We start from the raw sequence: 19,900 nt of genomic DNA on the forward strand, positions 1-19,900 counted from the left end.
GTAATGAATGATTATTCAAATACAAGGTGACAACTGTCAACTGTGAATGAAACAAACAAGTCGCTTGGTTCCACGTAACGGATACCGAGATAGTACTGGATATAGTCGATACCGTCAGTTCCGTGCATAATGCACTGAATATCTGCTGTTCCGTTATTACAGTTGGTAACCCATACAGTACACTTGGCACCATTCATTGCTGCGAGCCATGTAGCCCAGTCTGCCTGACCGCCAGAGGTTACAAGGTTTGGATTGCCGTCATAACCTGCACCCCATCCATAGTTGTCTGCACGTACCACGGCATACTCTGTGAGATCTGCTTTACGGAGAATAGGAACGAAGTTGTTCCAGTTAGCAGCACTGGCACTGTTGTTATAGTTGGTGAAGTTAAATTCACGAGTCTCTCCTGCTGGGACATTTACGTCCGCAGCGTGTGCGCCCCACCAGCCTGTTGAGTTATCCTCAGCACCTACGATAGTAGTAGAAGGAGTTGCCTTTTCGCAGTTGGAAACTTCAACATTAACCTCAGTCTCAACGGTCTTGCCGTTAGCAGAAGAGATTGTAACCTTGTGTGAGCCAGGAACAGCAGGAACTGTAGAGAACGACAGCTTGGAGTTGTCGATAACGGCGGTTGTTCCGTCGGAATAAGTTGCAACCACTTCCATACCTGTCGGGTCAAATGTCAGATAGCGGCCTTCCATTCCGTCGGTAGCGTCAGAGTTGAAGAAGTAGTAAGTGTTGCGAGCAGGTGCCTGAGTCATGGCGATAGAAGCAATCGCGTTAACCACCTTGAACTTGGCGTATGCCACGATAGGCGCACTGCAGTTCTCACCCTTGAAGGTCTTGTTGTAGATGGCGATGAGAGTCTTCTCACCGGGCTCGTCCATATCTGGAATAGCAGAGAAGAGGAGTTCAGCAGCAGGAACAACCTTTGTTACGCCTTCCTCAAACTGTACAGTAGCAGAAATACCGGCGACGGCATCCTCAAGTGTAGAACCCTTAACGACCTCGTCAGGAACATTCTCAAGTGTCATCGACAATGGATTCTTGTCAAGTGCGGAAGTGAATCCGCCGATAGGCTCAACGTTTGCAGCCAAGAAATTAAGATATGAGCCCTCTGGCACAAGGAATATACGGATATTTGTATTATTTTGGTCGGCATTGAGATTAGCAAGCGGAGTCTTCTGCTTGTATGTCTTTGTAACAACACCATTGTCCATCTTCACTGAGAAAGAGCTTGGGTCTGAACGGTCGATAGTGATTGTCACCTTGCCTCCGAGTTTGTCTACACCGGCATCTGTATCGGAGTTGAAAGTGAGTGTACTCTCAACGCAGCTGCGGTCGATATAGTCACCCCACTCAGAGTTGCCCGAAGGCTGGTTGTCATAGCGTATAGCACCATACTCAAGATAATCTGCACCACCACGATCAACGTCGTTTGTGAGAATCATGGCGAAGTTCTTGTAAGTGTTTGTAGCACTTGGGTTGATATTCAGGTTAAACTGAAGGTGGAACTTCTTTCCGTCGGGTATAACATAGTATTTTGAAAATTCAGACCACCAGCCTGAGGAGAAATCGGTGGCACCGACGGTGTAAACATCTTCTTCCATGCCTTCGAGTACTTCTACGTCACCTTTCTTGGCGTTTTCGATAGAGTCAATCTTCTCTGAAATCCAGTCGGGCGAGCTTACGCCGTAGAGGTCACCGCCCTCACATCCCGTGAGCACGAGCAGCCCAAGGGCCGCTGTGCATAATACGGATGACAATTTATTTAGATATTTCATAGTTTTTTTATTTTTTAGTTGACAAGTTAACAAGTTGACAAGTTGTATGTTGTCTGGTTAACATGTCTATAAGTTATTTACCTTATATTTTTATTCGCTCAAGTCCACTACCGGACGTACTTTCCAGCCGCGGCTGAAGAAGTCGGATGAATTGTCGATACCATCGTTGGCAGAGTTGCCCTTGAGATTTGGATTGGCGTTGAGCGTACCCTGATAGATTGGTAAGTACTCGTGACCTGGGAGCCAGCTGTCGTATGAAGACTTCACCATTGGGTCGATACCTACCTCAGAGTAGCTCACCGGAGCCTTCGGGTCGTCAAGTGTCTTGCGGAACGTTCCGTGTTCCTTCAGCTGCTGCAGACGGTCTGCAGAATAGAAGAATCCCCAGCGGAGGAGGTCGAAACCACGACCGGTTTCACAGCCGAACTCTTTTGGACGCTCCACGTTTGCAATCTGCTCAAACAGTTTGTCGGCAGAAGAGAAGTCGGCGAGCTTCAGGTCGTTAAGGTTTGCACGACGGCGCACCTCGTTAATCCAGTCAATAGCCTGCTGTGTAGGTCCGTTCACCTCGTTCTCGCATTCTGCGGCACGTAGCAGCACGTCAGAGTAGCGCATCAGTCGGAGGTTGATACCGCAGTGAAGACCTGTCACCACCTTGTCAACGAGGTTAGTACGCAAGTTTGTCCACTTTGCGATAGGCAGACCGCCGTTGAGGTTGTTTGTCACAACCGGCTCGTTAGCCGACATTGGCTGCGAATAACCCACGTTTCCATTCTCAAAGCCTTCCCAGTCGGCTTCGTATGTACCGATGGTCCAGTAAAGACGCGGGTCGAGGCTTCCGGTCTTTGTGCGCTCAGCCTTGAAGAGGTTGTAGAGCCATGGAGAGGCAGAGAGGTCTGCCCATCCTCCGTATGCGCCAGGGCAGAAGTTCGATTCTATGGCATGTCCCTGTGTAGCGTTAGGAGAAGTGTTCACCGGTGTCCACTCGTCGTCAACACCCTGTGAGTCCTTGTCGAGGAACTGAACCTCGAAGAGGCTCTCGTCGTTGTTCTCGTAAGATGGGCCTTCACGGAAGTTGTCGCCGTAGTTAGCCATGAGTTTGTATGTACCATACTTCTTGTTGATGATGTCTTTCAGCACGGCAAGAGCCTCGCTGAACTTGTGACGCTGCATGAGGGTGCGTGCATAGTATCCGGCAGCGGCACCGCATGTGGCACGTCCCTTTGCCCATTCGCCTCCAGCATCTCTTGAAGGCAGCAGGGTCATGGCCTCTGAGAAGTCTTTCTCTATCTGGTCTACCACCTCATCGTAGGTTGCGTTAGTTCCGTACAGGCCGTCGAGTGAAGAGTAAGCGTCATAGCTTGTGATGAGCGACGGTGTCTGATAGTAGTTCACGAGGTTGTAGTATGCCAGTCCACGAATGAAGAGGGCCTGTCCCTTAATGCGCTTCATTCTGTCTGAGAGGGCGGCATTGTCGTCGCCGGTGCGTGAAAGGATGAAGTTGGTCACGTTGATGGTGTAGTACCAGTCACGCCACGACCACATTCCTATTTCGTCGGTCACAGGCTCGTTGAGGTCGTCGAAAGGCATGTACCATACCTGTGAAGAGTTCCACACTTCGTCGCCGCGGCAAACGTCGATGTTGTAGCCTACACGTGCGTATGTACCTTCCATACGGATATGGTTGTATGCGGCAATTACGCTCTCCTCCAAGTCGTCGGCAGTTTCTCCGAACGAACTTGATGTCTGCTGGTTAGGGTTTGTCAAGTCCAGCTTGTCTCCACACGAAGAGAAGGTGCAGAGGCCCATCATGAGGGCAAGTGAATATTTATATAGTTTCATATTACTATTCCTTATATTATATATAATGTGTAAGATTAGAATGTGAAGTGCAGACCTGCCATGAAGCTACGTGCGCTTGGGAAAGAGCAGAAGTTGTAGCCAGGTGTGAATGTACCGCCCGCATAGTCAACATTGTATCCCTTGTAACCTGTGAAGGTGTGGAGGTTCTGTGCAGATACATATACGCGAACTCCTGAAACGTAGTTGCCGAACCACTTGTCGGGCAGGTTGTAGCCAAGCTCTACGTTGGCTATCTTCCAGTATGCTGCGTTCTGAATCTTGCGCTCGCTGAAGAGGTCGTTCCATGCCAGTGTGGCATTGTTGGCCGCGTATGTGCGTGGAATGCTTGAGAGGTATGTTGTACCGTCTTCCGACCATCGGTTTGCGTCACTCATTGCTACGTCCTTGTTGCCCCAGCCGTAGCAAGAGTTAAGGCTGTTGTAGATGTCGTCGCTGACGTGATAGTTGAGAGCGCCGAATGTAGCCACGCTCAGGTCGAAGTTCTTGTATTCGAAACGTACGTTGAGACCGAAGTTAATCTTTGGTAGACCGCTTCCAAGCACAGTCCGGTCGTATGCGTCGATAGTGCCGTCGGGAGTGCCATCCGGACCGGAGATGTCCTTGTAGAGGCAGTCACCCACATTTGCGCCAGGCTGCGATGCGTGGTTGTCGAGGTCTTCCTGTGTACGTGCTATTCCCTCGTATACCCATCCGTAGAACTTACCGATTTCCTGTCCTACCTCAGTCTTGTAAGCACCTTCGATATATGACTCTGTACCGAAACCGAGCGAAGTGACCTTGTTGTTCAGTGTGCTGAGGTTTGCTCCAATCTGATACTTGAAGTCGTGGTCGTTGTTACGATATGTAGCAGAGAACTCGAAACCGCTGTTTTCCATAGAGGCGGCGTTCATTGTAACTGTTGTGTTGCTTACACCAGCCTGTGCAGGCACAGGAACGGCATAGAGAAGGTCTTCCGACACATTCTTGTACCACTCGAAGGTGAACTCCAAACGGTTGCGGAACATTGCCACGTCGATACCCACGTTGGTGGTCTTCTTCTTCTCCCATGCAAGGTTGTTGTCGGTGAAGGTAGAAACAGCAGAACCTGTTACAGGTATATTGCCGAAGCTATATGTCATGTTGTTGCGGTTCATGGTTGTCTGGAACATAAATTCACCGATGTTCTCGTTACCAAGTACACCATAGCTACCGCGAATCTTAAACATGTTCATCACGTCAGGTGTGAATGGGAAGAACTTTTCCTTGTCCACACGCCAACCAACAGACACTGATGGGAATGTACCCCAACGGATGTTCTTAGAGAGGCGTGAGCTACCGTCTCTACGTACCACTGCAGAAAGCAAGTACTTCTCGTCGTAGTTGTAGTTAATACGTCCGATGTAAGAAGCAATGGCGTGCTTGTACTCATAAGAAGAAGAGTAGGTGCTTGCTCCGTTCTGTAGCTGGAGGAAGTATGGTTCCGGGAAGTTCACTGCCCAACCAGTAAGAAGGTCGGTGTATTCTTCCTCGTATGTCTGACCTACAACGACATTTACATGGTGCTTGCCTATGGTGCCGTCGTAAGTAAGTGTGTTTTCTATCAGGGCGTCGGTATAATCGCGCGAACCCTTTGTCAACTTCTCGTTAGACTTGTCGAGATATACACGGTTGCTCTGTGCCCAGGCAGCAATCCAGGTGAAGTCCTTGGCGTGTGTCTTGCTGTAAGAGAGGTTGATGTTGTAGTGCAGCGAGTGGTTCTTTATTTTCAGGCCAAGCATGTCAAACAGGTCAACATCGGCTGAAGCTGTACCCACGAAGCGGTCAACGCGTGTGTTACGCTGCAACAAGTTGTTGACAAGCAGAGGGTTTGAGGCCGAGATGTCGCCGTGGATATTGTCGTAGTAAACACCATATCCGTATGCGTCATATCTATAACCGCTGGCAAGACCCACCTTGTCGTCGAGCACCCATGTTGACTCGTCGTATGCCTTGATGGTAGGCTGCATGAGCAGTGTTCCGCGGAGCACGTTGGTCACGTCACCGTAGAGACCCTGAACATACTCTCTGGCGTTTGACAGACCCATGTTGTCCTGGTCGGAGTGAGAGTAAACGAGACTTGTGCGGAACTTGATGAACTTTGCGTCCATGGTGTTGTTCACGCGTGCAGTGTAACGCTCGTAGTTAGGTCCTGCTCCCTCAAGCGTACCCTTCTGGTTGAAGTAGTCGAGAGAGATGTTGTATGTGCTGTGGGCACTACCGCCGCTGAGATTCACGTTGTGGTTTTGGCGTGTACCAGTCTTGAACACTTCCTTGAACCAGTCGGTGTTGGTATTGTCCATAAACTTATACTTGCCTGTGGTGGGGTCAAGAGAGTAGCCGCCGGGAAGAGTTGTACCGGAGTTTGCACAAGCCTGACCGATATAGTTGCTGTACATGTCAGCATCCATCACATCATAAACATCGCTTGGAATCTGGTCAACACCGAAATATCCTGAGTAGTTCACCTTCAGTGGTTGGTCTTTCTTACCGTTCTTTGTTGTGATGATGATCACACCGTTGGCGGCACGCGAACCGTAGATGGCACCTGCGGCAGCATCCTTAAGCACCTGTATGGTCTCAATGTCGTTAGGAGAGAAGTCGCGGATGGTTGTACCCATAGGCACACCGTCGATGACATAAAGAGGTGCAGTGCTACCGAACGAGCCGATACCGCGGATTCTTACCGATGGGTCAGCACCCGGCTGTCCGTCAGAAGTGATCTGCACTCCAGGTACCTTACCTTCAAGCATTGTCGAGATGTTGGAGTTAGATACCTTCTTCAGTTCGTCAGCGTTGACGATAGACACCGAACCTGTGAGGTCTGCTTTCTTCTGCACACCGTAACCCACTACAACCACCTGGTCGAGCACGTTGGTGTCAGATTCTAATTGAATAGGTTCGAGCACCGCGCGTCCGCGCACGGCAATCTCGCGGGTCTTGTAGCCCATGTAGCTTACCACTATGACAGCATTGCTTTTTGCACTGATGGTAAAGTTACCGTCGAAGTCGGTAATCACTCCGGTTGTCGCGTCTTTCAACCTTACAGTGGCACCGATGAGCGGCTCACCGTTTTCATCAACAACCTGTCCCTTGACCGTAATGGTCGCCTGTGCTACTGAGGCCTGTACTGGCATTGGGCAGAGCGAAACGCCGCCGATGGCACCCAAACATAGCATAACTGAGAATAATTGTTTCCTCATTGTTAATACGTTTTATTAGGTTATAAATTAGAATTATTCAATACAATGTTTTTGTTAATTATAATAAGGTGTTGATATACATCAATGATATAAATCAACGAAATCGATGCAAAATTAGCATTAATTAGGTTTTGCTAGGTGGAAATTTTAATATTTTAGGTGGACAAATAAGATTTTGAACCTTTTTTTTCCACTATTTAGTCATAGAATCGACAAAATTCGATGGACTGGTCCCATATTTCTGGCTAAAGCATCGCGTAAAGTATTTCGGGTCGTTGAAACCCACCCTGTAGGCTATCTCGGTAATGTTGAGGTTGCCTTCGTTTTGTGACAGCATCTCGCGGGCCATATTCAGGCGATAGTCTTTTATGAATTGAGTTACCGTCTGACCGGTTTCCGCCTTTACCTTTTTCACGAGCAGACTACGGCTCATGCCTACCCCGTCGGCAAGTCGGTCGCCGTCAAAGTTGGAGTCCATATAGTTTTTCTTCATCACGTTTAGTAGGCGTTCCATAAACGGCATTGCATGTTGCTTGTCGTATTGCTTCTCTTCCTCTGCCACCTTGGCAATGGTTTCCTTAAAACGCTTTTGGGAGTCGAGTATATTTCTTATACGCGTCTGGGTAACCATAGGGTCATCGGAGTCCTCCAAAGCTTCCTTTATGGGAGTAAGCAGTCGCATGGTCTCCCGTTCCCTTATTGTTTCAAGACGTCGCCTGTAGACATACACTGCCACTACTGAGACAACAGCCACAACAATGAGCATAAACCACCAGGACTTCCAGAAGTATGGAGTAACGCAAATGTCGATGCTTGCCGTGTTGAGCACGTTGCCTGATATGGCCGACACATATTTCACTTCGAGAGTGAACTTGCCTGAAGGGAGGTTGGTGTAGCGCACTGAGTGTTCGCCAAGGCGCATCTTCACCCAGTCGCGGTCAAAACCACGCAGACGGTAATAGTACAGTCCCTTGGCTTCCTGGTTGTATTGTAAAGCCGAGAAACTTATGGCAAATGACTTGTCGGACTCGTGCATGTTAATTTGACTTGCCACAGAGATGTCTTTGTCGAGATAGTCTGAACCTGCATATACAGCCTGGTTTCCTATGGTAAGGGAGGTGAAAGTCAGCTTGTCGTTTCCCCGTGTTATATGATTAAGGCCAAATACCTCTGACAGTCCCTTGTCGGTTCCGAGATATACTGTCTTTCCTGCCGCAAGGGCTGAGTTCCAATAGAAGGTGGCCGACACAAGTCCGTCGGAAGAGTCGAAATTGGTAAAGGTATCGTCGGCGGGATTATACACCGAGAGACCGCAGTTGGTTGTTATCCAAAGATTTCCGCTTATGTCGCAGGCTATGCCTTTCACACAGTTGTTTGCGAGTCCGTTTTCTGTTGTGAGACATTGGAAATGCCATTCTTCTTTTTCGTCTTGCACTGCACGGTAAATGCCGTAGTTGTTGCTGCCTATCCAGATGGTACCGTCGGCTGTTTCACAGAAGCATGTGATTTTGTCGACTACCTTAGAGTCGGGCTGGTCGAGTTTATACATGTAGTTTGTACAGATAAACGGATACTGCCCTTTATTGTCGCGGTGGTTAAGGTCGATGATACGCAGTCCTGTCTGGCTTCCCATCCAAAGGTGTCCTCTGCTGTCGACCAGCGAGCCGATGCATCCTCTTACGTCGAGGCATCGTTCAAAAGGCAGCAACAGCTGTTTTCTGTCGAAGTCATAGAAGAACATTCCGTCATTACTGCCTATCCAAAGTCCGTTGTTACGCGAGTCGAAGGCAAAAGCCCCTATGTAATTCAGCAGTTTATTATATTTCTCTCCTACATCGAGATGATATATTTCCTTGGGGTTGTCCATCATCACCACATCCACTCCCCCACCCCATGAACCTACCCAGAGGCGGCGGTTGGCGTCGGCTTCAAGCGTGGAAACGGAATTGTGCGACAGGCGACTGTTGGAGGTGTTGAAATGCTGGAAAGTGTCGCTTCCCACAGGGCGACGATTCAGTCCGCCATCAACGGTTCCTGCCCATAAGGTACCGTCGGGCTCAACATACATTGCATTTACACAATTAGGTGACAGTGACCCGGGGTCGCTGGTGTTTACAAAATTACGAATCTTCATCTGTCGTGCCGAAAAGCGGAAGATGCCCATGGTCTCTGTTCCGACCCACACTACCCCAGGCCTGACAAACATGCAATGTACGAAGTCGCCCATATGCGGCGAAGGCATGCACGAGGTGTCCCAAGGCGTAAAACTGTCCTTTGCCGCATCATAGATGTTCACTCCACCAAGAGTGCCGACCAGAAGTTTGTTGTCGCTCGAGCGTGCAAGACATGTAGTGTAGCTGTTTGTAAGCGACTGCGGCCCTTCACCTTTTATATAATGGCGTATCATGTCGGTGGCTGGTGTATACCGGAAAAGTCCAACGTTGGTACTTATCCAGGTATCGCCACCAAAATTCAGGAAGTCGGTAATATATACATTGTCGAGAACATCCAAAGTACGAGAAAGAGAAGACTTTACCAATTTTGAATTTTGTGCGACAAAACGTTGCAGTTTTCCATCCGACGACATCCACACCGACCCGTCGCTATTGGCGTCATAGATATGCACCTCAGGAGTATTACTTGAATACATTGTTGTAGCAATTTCAACAATATTCCCCATTTCATCGAACACAAAGCGATAGACATGCGTTCGTGTCAAAAGCCAGATATTGTCTTTTGAGTCAAGGTATACGAAAATGGATGGTTCATTTAGAATTTTGGACAAATCAGCTGTCTTACACTTCACTTGGGCCTTTTGGTATGTATCAAGGTCTATTATGTCTGTTCCCTCATCGAAGCTCACCCAAAGGCGGTTGAATTTGTCTTCCACCAACGTGCGACAAGAATTGCTTCTCAGGTTTAGCGAGCGAGTGCCGAATCCGAGGTTCATAAAGCCATATCCGTCGTATCGTGTCAGGCCGCCTCCGTATGTGGCAATCCATATAAAGCCACGACTGTCTTCATAAATATCGTTCACAAAGTTATGTGGCAACCCGGTATGCATGTCAAGGACAGTGAGATTGCTCTCTCCGTCTAGTTCGTGTGAAAAGACATTTCTTGTAGAAATGACAATAACACAGAGTATAATAAGCAAATACTTGTTCATAGCTTTTAGGTGTCAAAATAAACATTTGATTGCGTGGTTGCAAATGTAATAACTATTTTTGAAAGCACAAAATTTTCGGCTTCTTTTTTTGCATTTGAGCGTGATTTTCTTCAAAAGTCTGGACATTCGTCCTTTATTTTGGCGCGTATAAACATTTTCGTGGAAATCACAACTGTCACTCTTTTGTCACTCTTCTATCACCACATAACTATCTGGCTACATGATAGTTAATGCAAGAAATGACAGAGGTGACAGAAAAATTATAAAATTTAAGTTACGCGCGCGCAAGAAAAGGACAATGTGGCGGCATCTGATTAATAGTAATAAAAGTATAAAGCCTGTTGAATATAAGTTTTCAAAATAGCCATTTGGATTTTATCTCTATAACGTATTGGTTTTATATTCCGCAGTGCGGAACGTACGTTCACCATTGCGGAATGTACGTTCACCATTGCGGAATACACATTCCACACTGCGGAATATAAAACAAAAGCCTGTTCTTGGTAAATTAAAACAGGCTTTGTGGGACAATTATACCAGTAGGAGATAAGACTTTATAATAGTCGCACATAAAAGGTTACAATGACTCATACTACATTTGGAGTGATACGGAAATAAAAAAAATGGCAAAAACATTTGGATATACGAGAAAAATGTCGTACTTTTGCAAGTAACTTAATTACATGTTTATGAAACATCTTATTTTCACCCTTATCCTACTGGCAACAGCCATCACCTCACAAGGCCAGTCAATACTATCTGAAGTGTTTAACCTGAACGACGGGAAAGAGAAAATTCTCGGAGGCGACCTCTCGCTTCTGCCTTCATACGAGGCGAAGGGTACAGTTTACCGCGACGCAGAAGGACATGCAGTGGACGCACTTGACTTTCTGAAGCAAAACGGATGGGACTGCATACGTGTACGTCTGTTTGTAAACCCGGCAAATGCGCCAAAGATGAACAAAGGCGAGGGTGTGTGTCAGGATCTTGAATACGTGAAAGCGTTTGCCATGAAACTGAAACAGAAGGGACTGAAATTCATGCTCGACTTCCACTACTCAGACACCTGGGCCGACCCAGGCAAGCAATTTATCCCCTCCGACTGGAAAGACCATTCTGTGGAGGCACTGTGCGACAGCATCTACGCCCACACCCTGACATCGCTAAAGGCTCTGAAAGCAGTTGGAGCCGAGCCTGAACTCATACAGGTGGGCAACGAGATTACCAACGGCATGCTGTGGCCAGTGGGCAAGATAAACCATACGGAAGAAGACAACTGGGACATCCTTTGCCGCATGATAGACAGTGGCTCTAAGGCGTGCCGAGAGGTTTGTCCTAAAGCGAAAATAATCATACACACAGAGAAAGCCGGCGACTGGAACATCACACGCCGATTCTACGACGAGCTACGTTGCCACCGCACAGACTACGACATCATAGGCCTGAGCTATTACCCCATGTGGCACCGCAACATGGGAGTGCTGTCAGCCACCCTCGACTCCTTAGAACTCAGAGAGCCGTTCCGCGACGTGATGATAGTTGAAACGGCAGCATACTACTCCCACGAAAACGACCGATGGTCGAAGCCGAACACCTATTCGGAGTTCTACCCCATCAGCGTAGACGGTCAGACAATGTTCACAAAAGAACTCGTGGCCGAACTTCGCCGTCATAAGAACGTGACAGGTCTGTTCTGGTGGTTCCCTGAGGAAAACGCCTCTGGCAGCGAAGTGACCAAAGGATGGCTTAACCGCGGACTGTTTGACAACAAGACCGGCTGTGCTCTTCCTGCATTTTATGAATATAGTAAGTGGAATGGAAAAAGAATTAAAGGATTAAAAAATTAAAGAATTAAAGGATACATATTCAACATTTTATTTTTAAACCACAGAGAAAAAGAGAATATCCCCATGCCTTGGCATCAACTCTATATATCAACCAAAAAACTCATTAACTCTTTTTCTCTGTGGTTCATAAAAAAAATGAAGCTGAAATGCCTTAACTCCTTAACTACAAAAAAAGGCTTTCTCTATACGAGAAAGCCAATTTTTTGTCGGGATGACAAGACTCGAACTTGCGACCTCACGCCCCCCAGACGCGTGCGCTAACCAACTGCGCTACATCCCGAGCAATTTGCATCACCTTTCGGTTTTGCGGGTGCAAAGGTATACATAAATTACGATATACACAAGTTTTTGGGAATATTTTTTTCTTTTTAGGCCTAATTTGCATAACATTTCTTGGAAATACGGATTAAAATAGTTACTTTTGCAGTTCGAAATAGAGTATCACATTATATATATGCAAAATTCTTCTATGCAATACATCATTACCGCACCGGCAGCACTGGACTGCACCGTGAAATTGCCGGCATCAAAAAGCATCAGCAACAGGGCTCTAATAATAAGCGCACTGGCAGGCAGCGGAATCATGCCCGACAACCTGTCTGACTGCGACGACACCGAGGTGATAGTAAAAGCCCTAAAAGACAATCCTGAGACAATTGACATAAAGGCGGCAGGCACCGCCATGAGATTCATGACCGCATACCTTGCCACCACTGAAGGCGAGCACGTCATCACCGGAACCGAAAGAATGAAAAACAGGCCGATAGCAGTGCTGGTAGATGCACTGCGCTACATCGGAGCCGACATAAGCTATGTGGAAAAAGAAGGATTCCCGCCTCTTAAGATAAAAGGAAAGAAACTAAGGGGAGGCGAACTGCACATTAAAGGAAACGTCAGCTCCCAATATATTTCGGCCTTGATGATGATTGGACCTACACTCAAAGGCGGCCTGGAACTACATCTCGAGGGAGATATAATATCAAAACCCTATATCGACCTAACGCTTTGGATGATGAAAGAGTTTGGAGCTGAGGCGGAATGGACTTCATACGACGTGATAACAATAAAGCCAAGACCATACACTCCAAGGACATACTACATAGAAAACGACTGGAGCGCAGCTTCATACTGGTATGAGATGATAGCACTCAACGCCAGGCCCGAAGACCGCATAAGACTTACTGGACTGTTTGACGGCAGCAAGCAAGGCGACTCTATCACGAGATACCTGTTCAGCCTGCTTGGCGTGAAGACCACTTTTGAAAAGTCGGCTGACGGAATGCCCGGCACTGTGTGCCTTAAATATTCAGGCCACGGCGTGACACGCCTTGACTACGACTTCCTGAACTGCCCCGACCTGGCACAAACTATCGTTGTGGCCTGCGTGGCAATGCATATCCCGTTCCACTTCACTGGCCTACAGACTCTGAAGATAAAGGAAACCGACCGTATAGAAGCCTTGAAGACAGAGCTGAGGAAAATGGGATATGTGATAGAAGACCGCGACAACTCAGAACTGATATGGGACGGCTCGATACAAGGCCGGAGCGCTAACAGCGCCCCCGAAGTAGCCATCGACACTTACGAGGACCATCGCATGGCCTTAGCCTTTGCGCCAATGGCCTTTGTAAGAAACTATATAAGAATAAACGACCCTCAAGTGGTGACAAAGTCATATCCCCACTATTGGGAGCATCTTGACGAAGTAGGGTTTGAAATATGCGAGGAACATAAGGAATGAACGTGATTGTCGTACTTCTCTTAGCATTGGCAGCTGGTGCCATCATTATCGGTGGCCTTCACTTCTTCTTCTCGTCAAACGATGAGGAGACGATAGTGACAAAGCCTACATGCGACACCTGCAATGGTGACGACAGCCGGTGTGAACAAGAATGCATGCTGGAGGCGGCAACAAAGCAAGTGGAATATTTCGACGACGAAGACCTTGACCGATTTGCCGGCAAGCCCTCCGACTCTTATTCCGAAGAGGAAGTAGAGGAGTTCCGCGATGTGCTGTACACCATGCGACGCGAAGAAGCGAAGGCATGGAACAGAAGCTTGATACTCAGACAAGTGAACGTGCCTGACCAACTGAAGGACGAACTGATAATGATGATGGAGGAGGATACAAGGAGTGAACAAAACTGAGACTATAAAGGATAAAGAATGTTGGAGATACTGAAATACACGTTTTTCCAGAACGCACTGTTGGGAAGTGTGCTGGCCAGTGTGGTATGTGGTTTCGTAGGCACATACATCGTGAGCCGTCGGCTGGTGTTCATCAGCGGTGGCATCACCCATGCCTCCTTTGGAGGTGTGGGGCTTGGCGTGTTTCTCGGCATCAACCCCATATTGTCAGCCATGGCATTTGCCATTGCAAGCGCATGCGGTGTACAATGGATGTCGGAAAAGAGAAAGGTAAGGGAAGACAGCGCCATAGCTTTGTTCTGGACCCTTGGAATGAGCGTGGGAATAATATGCAGTTTCCTCACCCCCGGATTCATGCCCGACCTCCCGTCGTTTCTCTTCGGCAATATTCTTACAATCGACAGTTTCGACCTCTCTCTACTTGCCATTCTCGCGACATTGGTAGTAGCGCTATTCCTATTGTTTGAGAACACTATAGTGAGCATAGCCTTCGACCCCGTGTTTTCAAAGACTCAAAACCTTCCGGTGAAGATGGTGGAATATGCCATGATGATAATAATAGCTATGACGATAGTAGCCACACTAAGACTCGTGGGCATCGTGTTAGCCATCAGTCTTCTCACCATACCACAGATGACGGCAAACATTTTCGTATCACAGTTCCGGAAGATGGAATGGCTCAGCGTGGCGTTTGCCATTTGCTACTGTCTCATGGGGCTTGGAATGTCATATTATCTTAACGTCCCGTCAGGAGCATCCATCATCTTCGTGTCGATACTAATATACATGATACTTAGAATTCTTAAATCTGCATTCACAAATGAAAAGAAGGCCAGTTAGCCCTTGGGCCATATTTTTTTCCTGTATAGTGACAGCATTGCTGTTTGCTGCTTGCTCTACACAAAAAAACACCTCGGCAACCCGCAGGTGGCACGCCTTCAATGCCCGATACAACACATACTTCAACGGAAGCCAGGCATTCATTGAGGGATCGTTGGAGAAAGAAAACGGACACAAGGACAACTTCACGGAACAACTGCCACTATACCCTGCGGGCACTAAGACCGGCAAGGACATAGGTAAACAGAATTTCGACCGGGCTATAGAAAAAGCAGAAAAAGCCATCAAACGACATAGCATCAAAAAACGACCCGAGTGGACCAAGTCGAGACGAAAGACACCAAAAGACATAGAATGGCTTGGCAGACGCGAATACAACCCCTTCATCTGGAAAGCATGGCTGCTATTAGGGAAATCGCAATTCCAAAAAGGCGAATTCGAAGAGGCGGCAGCCACCTTCTCATACATGGGCAGACTATATGCAACACAACCTGCCATCTACGGCATTTCAAGAGCATGGCTCGCCAAAAGCTATGCTGAACTCGGATGGATATACGACGCCGAAGACGTGATAACGAAGATGAAGCGAGACTCCATGGACTATAGGGCGGTGAAAGACTGGGACTACGCCTACTGCGACTATTATCTCAAAAGCGGACAGAGGAAACAGGCTATCACATACCTGAAAAAAGTAATAAAACACGAAAAACGAAAAAAACAACGGGCAAGACAGTGGTATCTGCTCGGACAACTACTGGCTCAGGAGGGAGACAAGGCGGCTGCATACAAATCGTTCAGTAAAGTCATTAAACTAAGCCCGCCATACGAACTCTCTTTCAACGCACGTATAGCACAGACGGAAGTGATAGGCACAGGTAACGCGAAGAAGATGGTGGGAAGACTGAAAAGAATGGCTGCCTCGGACAACAACAAGGATTATCTCGACCAAGTTTACTATGCCATAGGCAATATTCACCTGATGAACCGCGACACTCTGAAAGCCATTGCAGCATACGAGGAAGGCTACAAGAAGGCCACAAGAAGCGGTATAGAGAAAGGTGTACTGCTGCTCACACTCGGCAACATTTACTGGGAAAGGCAACAATATTCCGACGCAAGAAGATGCTATGGAGAAGCCATCGGACTGCTCGACAAAGAACGACCAGACTACCAGCAGCTCTCGGATCGCTCTGTCGTACTCGACAAATTAGTGCCCCACACCGAGACCATACACCTGCAAGACTCTCTTCAATACCTTGCATCATGCCCGGAACAAGAGCGAAACGCTGCCATAGACAGGCAGATAGAACTCCTGAAGAAAAAAGAAAAGGAAGAAAGAGACGCCGAACTCGACAAGCAGGCTGAGGAAATGCAAAGACAGCAAGCCTCAACAGGCAACCGACAGACCAACAACAGACAACAGGCAACAAACACACAACCTACGACCGACAAGTCTGGTGTATGGTATTTCTACAATCCCACTACAGTAAGCCAAGGAAAGGCGGCATTCGAACGTCTTTGGGGAAAACGCGAAAACATTGACAACTGGAGAAGGTCTAACCAAACAGTGGTGAAGTTTGACAATCCCGAAGAGGCAAACAACGGGGAACAGGAAGAAACGGAAGAAAACGGCAGCGAGACAAGCGAAAAACAAGACAAGGGACAAAAAGACAAAGAGGAGAAAGAGGCCGACGACGAAAGCCAAGACCCTCACAAACGCGAATACTATCTTGCACAGATACCATTCACCGAGGAACAAAAGCAGCAGTCTGACGACCTGTTAAAGCCAGCCCTATTGGAAGCAGGAATAATCATTAAGGACGAGATGGACAATATACCCGCCTCATGCAAGCACCTTGAACGCCTGCTGCAAAACTGGCCAGACTTTGAACGTAACGACGAGACGTGCTACCACCTGTTTCTCGCCTACTCACGACAAGGCAAAGACACAAAGGCTGCCAACATGGTTGAGACACTGAAGAAAAACCATCCTGAAAGCCCATACACAAAACTACTCTCAAACCCTCACTACCTTGAAGACTCAAGATGGGGAGAGCATATAGAAGACTCTATCTACGCCGCCACTTACGAGGCTTTCAAGGCTGACAACAGCCAAAGAGTAAAGGCAAACGTAACCATAAGCGACGAAAGATTTGAACAGGGCGAAAATCGTGCCAAGTTCCTTTTCATAGGCGCATTGACTATGCTGAAGGAAGGCGACTCACAGACATGTGTGAAGATGATGACTGAGGTAGTGGAGAAACACCCCACCTCTGAAGTGGCAGAAATGGCTGGAATGATAGTTAAAGGAGTAAAAGAGGGGAAGGCTCTTCAAACTGGAGGATTCGACCTGGGCGATGTGTGGTCGAGACGTTCGTCATCAGCCAAGGCTGACTCTACCGCCGCGGACACTCTCAGCTTGGAACTGAACACTGCCCACGTGGTGATGCTTGCCTTCAAAACCGACTCGGTGAACAGCAACCAGATGCTTTACGAACTGGCAAAATACAACTTCACCAACTTCCTTGTTAGAAACTTCGACATCAATGTGTCAGGCGAAGAGGGTATAACAAGAATGACTGTCAGCGGATTCCGCAGCTGGGAAGAGGCTACCGAATACCGTAAACAGCTCTCAAAGGAATTCGCACCTCTACAGAAACCTTCTTCTGGAGTAAGGCTTTTCGTGGTAAGTGAACAAAACCTGTCACTTCTCGGCACATCATTCAGCTTTGCGGAATATGATGATTTCTACAAGAAAAACATGGAGCCTCTGGCCATGCCCGAAGAAAAGCTGCTCACTGAACCGGAAGAAGTGACTACACAACCAAAGGAGGAAGAGGAGGACGACAATGAGGAGGACGACGATAACGATGATTGGGACGGCACTGAAGAAAGCAATGGTGACGACCAGGAAGTATTTGACTTTGAAGAAGATTTTTACAGATGACAAACGGATTACTGTTATGGGCTGACGACGAGATAGAACATCTCAAAGCCCACGTGATGTTCCTTCAGAAAAAGGGATATGAAGTGGTGACGGTGAGCAATGGTCACGACGCAATAAAGCAATGCGAGACAAGAACTTTCGACCTCGTGCTGCTCGACGAAATGATGCCTGGTCTTTCGGGACTTGAGACTCTGCAGAGAATAAAATCTGTACAGCCACAAGTGCCGGTGGTGATGGTGACAAAAAGCGAGGAGGAAGACATCATGAACCAGGCTATCGGCAAAAATATTGCAGACTATCTGATAAAGCCTGTCAACCCAAACCAAATATTGCTGTCGCTGAAGAAAAACATACACCAAAAGGCCATCGTGGCTGAAGTGACACAGTCAGACTACCAGCAGAACTTCCAGCAGATAGCCATGAAAATTGATGACTCGCGCAACTGGAATGACTGGATTGAGGTTTACAAGATGTTGGTACACTGGGAACTGGAACTGTCGCAACTGCCTACTGCCGACACACCGCTGCTGGACTCGCTGGTAATGCAAAAGGAAGACGCCAACATAAGGTTTGCGAAGTTCATAAAAAAGAACTACGAAACCTGGATGGACGAGATAAGCTCACCTAAGCCAAGGAGCGAAAACCGCCCCATACTGAGTACAGAAGTGATGAAAACGGCTGTTTTTCCACACATCGACGCAGGCGAAAAGGTGTTTCTACTTGTATTCGACAATTTCAGATACGACCAGTGGAGACTTCTTGCAAAAGAGATAGGCGACATGTTTGACATCGACGAGCAGCTCTACTACAGCATACTGCCCACAGCCACCCAGTATGCCCGCAATGCCATATTCAGCGGTCTCATGCCCGACGGCATCGCAAAGATGTTTCCCGACTTATGGGTAGACGAGGACGAAGAGGAGGGGAAGAACCTCAACGAAGAGCCTTTGGTAAGAACACAGATAGAACGATATAGGCGCAAGGACTCTTTCTCTTATACAAAAATAAACGATTCGGCCTCAGCGGAAAAGTTTATGGCGAAGTTTAACGAAATACAAAACAAAGACCTCAATGTCGTGGTGTTTAACTTCATCGACATACTTAGCCACGCACGAACAGAGTCGAAAACCGTAAGGGAACTGGCGAAAGACGAAAAGGCCTACAGAAGCATCACCATGAGCTGGTTCCGCCACTCTGTGGTATACGACATCTTCAAGATGCTGTCCTCAAGCGACTACCGCATAGTGGTTACTACAGACCATGGTTCGATTCGTGTAAACAAACCCGTGAAGATTATTGGCGAGCGCAATACCAACACCAACCTTCGCTACAAGATAGGCAGAAACTTGGGATTCGATGCAAAAGACCTCTTCGTGATAAAGGATCCCCGACGTGTGCATCTGCCGCAACCTAACGTGAGCACCAACTACGTGTTTGCACAGGGGAACCAGTTTTTCGCCTATCCGAACAACTACAATTATTACGTACAGTATTATAGGGACACATTCCAACATGGAGGCATATCCATGGAAGAAATCATCATACCATTAGTAACATTAAAACCAAGGAAAGAAAAATGGAACTGAGAATAGACAACATTGATTCTATAAGAGAAGCTGCAAGACAGTTTGTGGCTGCAACGGGAGAAAACACCGTGTTTGCATTCTACGGAAAAATGGGAGCTGGCAAGACCACCTTCATCAAGGCCGTATGCGAAGAACTTGGTGTAGAAGATGTCATCACTTCTCCCACGTTTGCCATCGTAAACGAATACAGGTCGGATACCACCGGAGAACTTATCTATCACTTCGACTTCTATCGCATCAAGAAGATTGAGGAGGTATACGATATGGGCTACGAAGACTATTTCTACAGCGGAGCCCTCTGCTTCATTGAATGGCCGGAGCTGATAGAGGAACTATTGCCGGAGGAGGCGGTAAAAGTGACTATTGAAGAGAATGCGGACGGAAGCAGGATTGTGAGGTTTTGAGGATAAGAGGAAAGGTTAAAAGGTTAAAAGGTTAAGGGGTTAAAGGAGTTAAGGAGCCTACTTCTTAACTCCTTAACTCCTGAAAATAGCGTTAACT

At 47.5% G+C, this 19,900-nt stretch carries 11 protein-coding genes and 1 tRNA gene; 7 read left to right on the forward strand and 5 right to left on the reverse strand.

Translation table 11 applies throughout. From position 1 onward, the window contains the following. Positions 1–11: 11 nt before the first annotated feature. The 4 genes from CIK98_RS13715 to CIK98_RS13730 form a co-directional block, all read right to left on the reverse strand. Entirely contained in the window at positions 12–1,784 is a 1,773-nt protein-coding gene (locus tag CIK98_RS13715) for a hypothetical protein (RefSeq protein WP_094385181.1), read from the reverse strand. A gap of 90 nt (positions 1,785–1,874) precedes the next feature. Further along, complete coding sequence (locus tag CIK98_RS13720) at positions 1,875–3,626, reverse strand: RagB/SusD family nutrient uptake outer membrane protein (protein WP_094385183.1); 1,752 nt, start codon at positions 3,624–3,626, stop codon at positions 1,875–1,877. A gap of 35 nt (positions 3,627–3,661) precedes the next feature. Continuing rightward, positions 3,662–6,865, reverse strand: a complete 3,204-nt coding sequence (locus CIK98_RS13725) for a TonB-dependent receptor (protein ID WP_094385185.1) — start codon at positions 6,863–6,865, stop codon at positions 3,662–3,664. A 193-nt stretch (positions 6,866–7,058) separates the two neighbouring features. Further along, on the reverse strand, positions 7,059–10,031 hold the full coding sequence (locus CIK98_RS13730) for a two-component regulator propeller domain-containing protein (protein ID WP_094385186.1): 2,973 nt from the start codon (positions 10,029–10,031) through the stop codon (positions 7,059–7,061). 689 nt (positions 10,032–10,720) lie between these two features. Here CIK98_RS13730 and CIK98_RS13735 point away from each other — a divergent pair. After that, entirely contained in the window at positions 10,721–11,878 is a 1,158-nt protein-coding gene (locus tag CIK98_RS13735; protein ID WP_094385188.1) for a glycosyl hydrolase 53 family protein, read from the forward strand. A 206-nt stretch (positions 11,879–12,084) separates the two neighbouring features. On the opposite strand, the gene CIK98_RS13740 is transcribed toward CIK98_RS13735, so the two are convergent. After that, a tRNA-Pro gene (locus CIK98_RS13740) sits at positions 12,085–12,158 on the reverse strand. Positions 12,159–12,347: 189 nt separating this feature from the next. Between CIK98_RS13740 and CIK98_RS13745 the strand changes: the two genes are divergently transcribed. Genes CIK98_RS13745 through tsaE form a run of 6 tightly spaced genes read left to right on the forward strand, consistent with a single transcriptional unit; the run spans position 12,348 to position 19,803 of the window. Further along, positions 12,348–13,619 carry a 3-phosphoshikimate 1-carboxyvinyltransferase gene (locus CIK98_RS13745; protein ID WP_094385253.1) on the forward strand — a complete coding sequence of 424 codons (1,272 nt, stop codon included), beginning with the start codon at positions 12,348–12,350 and terminating at the stop codon, positions 13,617–13,619. Further along, positions 13,616–14,026 (forward strand): hypothetical protein, encoded by a 411-nt coding sequence (locus CIK98_RS13750; protein WP_094385190.1) that lies wholly within the window; start codon positions 13,616–13,618, stop codon positions 14,024–14,026. The genes CIK98_RS13745 and CIK98_RS13750 overlap by 4 nt, the downstream gene beginning before the upstream one ends. Positions 14,027–14,044: 18 nt before the next feature. Then, positions 14,045–14,866 (forward strand): metal ABC transporter permease, encoded by an 822-nt coding sequence (locus tag CIK98_RS13755; RefSeq protein WP_094385191.1) that lies wholly within the window; start codon positions 14,045–14,047, stop codon positions 14,864–14,866. Then, entirely contained in the window at positions 14,847–17,813 is a 2,967-nt protein-coding gene (locus CIK98_RS13760; protein ID WP_094385193.1) for a lipopolysaccharide assembly protein LapB, read from the forward strand. Before CIK98_RS13755 ends, CIK98_RS13760 begins: the two co-directional genes overlap by 20 nt. Next, the gene (locus tag CIK98_RS13765; protein ID WP_094385195.1) at positions 17,810–19,399 is read left to right on the forward strand and encodes a bifunctional response regulator/alkaline phosphatase family protein; all 1,590 of its coding nucleotides are present in this window, start codon (positions 17,810–17,812) and stop codon (positions 19,397–19,399) included. The genes CIK98_RS13760 and CIK98_RS13765 overlap by 4 nt, the downstream gene beginning before the upstream one ends. Beyond that, positions 19,390–19,803 carry a tRNA (adenosine(37)-N6)-threonylcarbamoyltransferase complex ATPase subunit type 1 TsaE gene (gene tsaE / locus CIK98_RS13770; protein ID WP_094385196.1) on the forward strand — a complete coding sequence of 138 codons (414 nt, stop codon included), beginning with the start codon at positions 19,390–19,392 and terminating at the stop codon, positions 19,801–19,803. Before CIK98_RS13765 ends, tsaE begins: the two co-directional genes overlap by 10 nt. Positions 19,804–19,900: the final 97 nt, after the last annotated feature.

It is taken from the genome of Prevotella sp. P2-180 (genome assembly GCF_002251435.1).
GTDB lineage: Bacteria > Bacteroidota > Bacteroidia > Bacteroidales > Bacteroidaceae > Prevotella.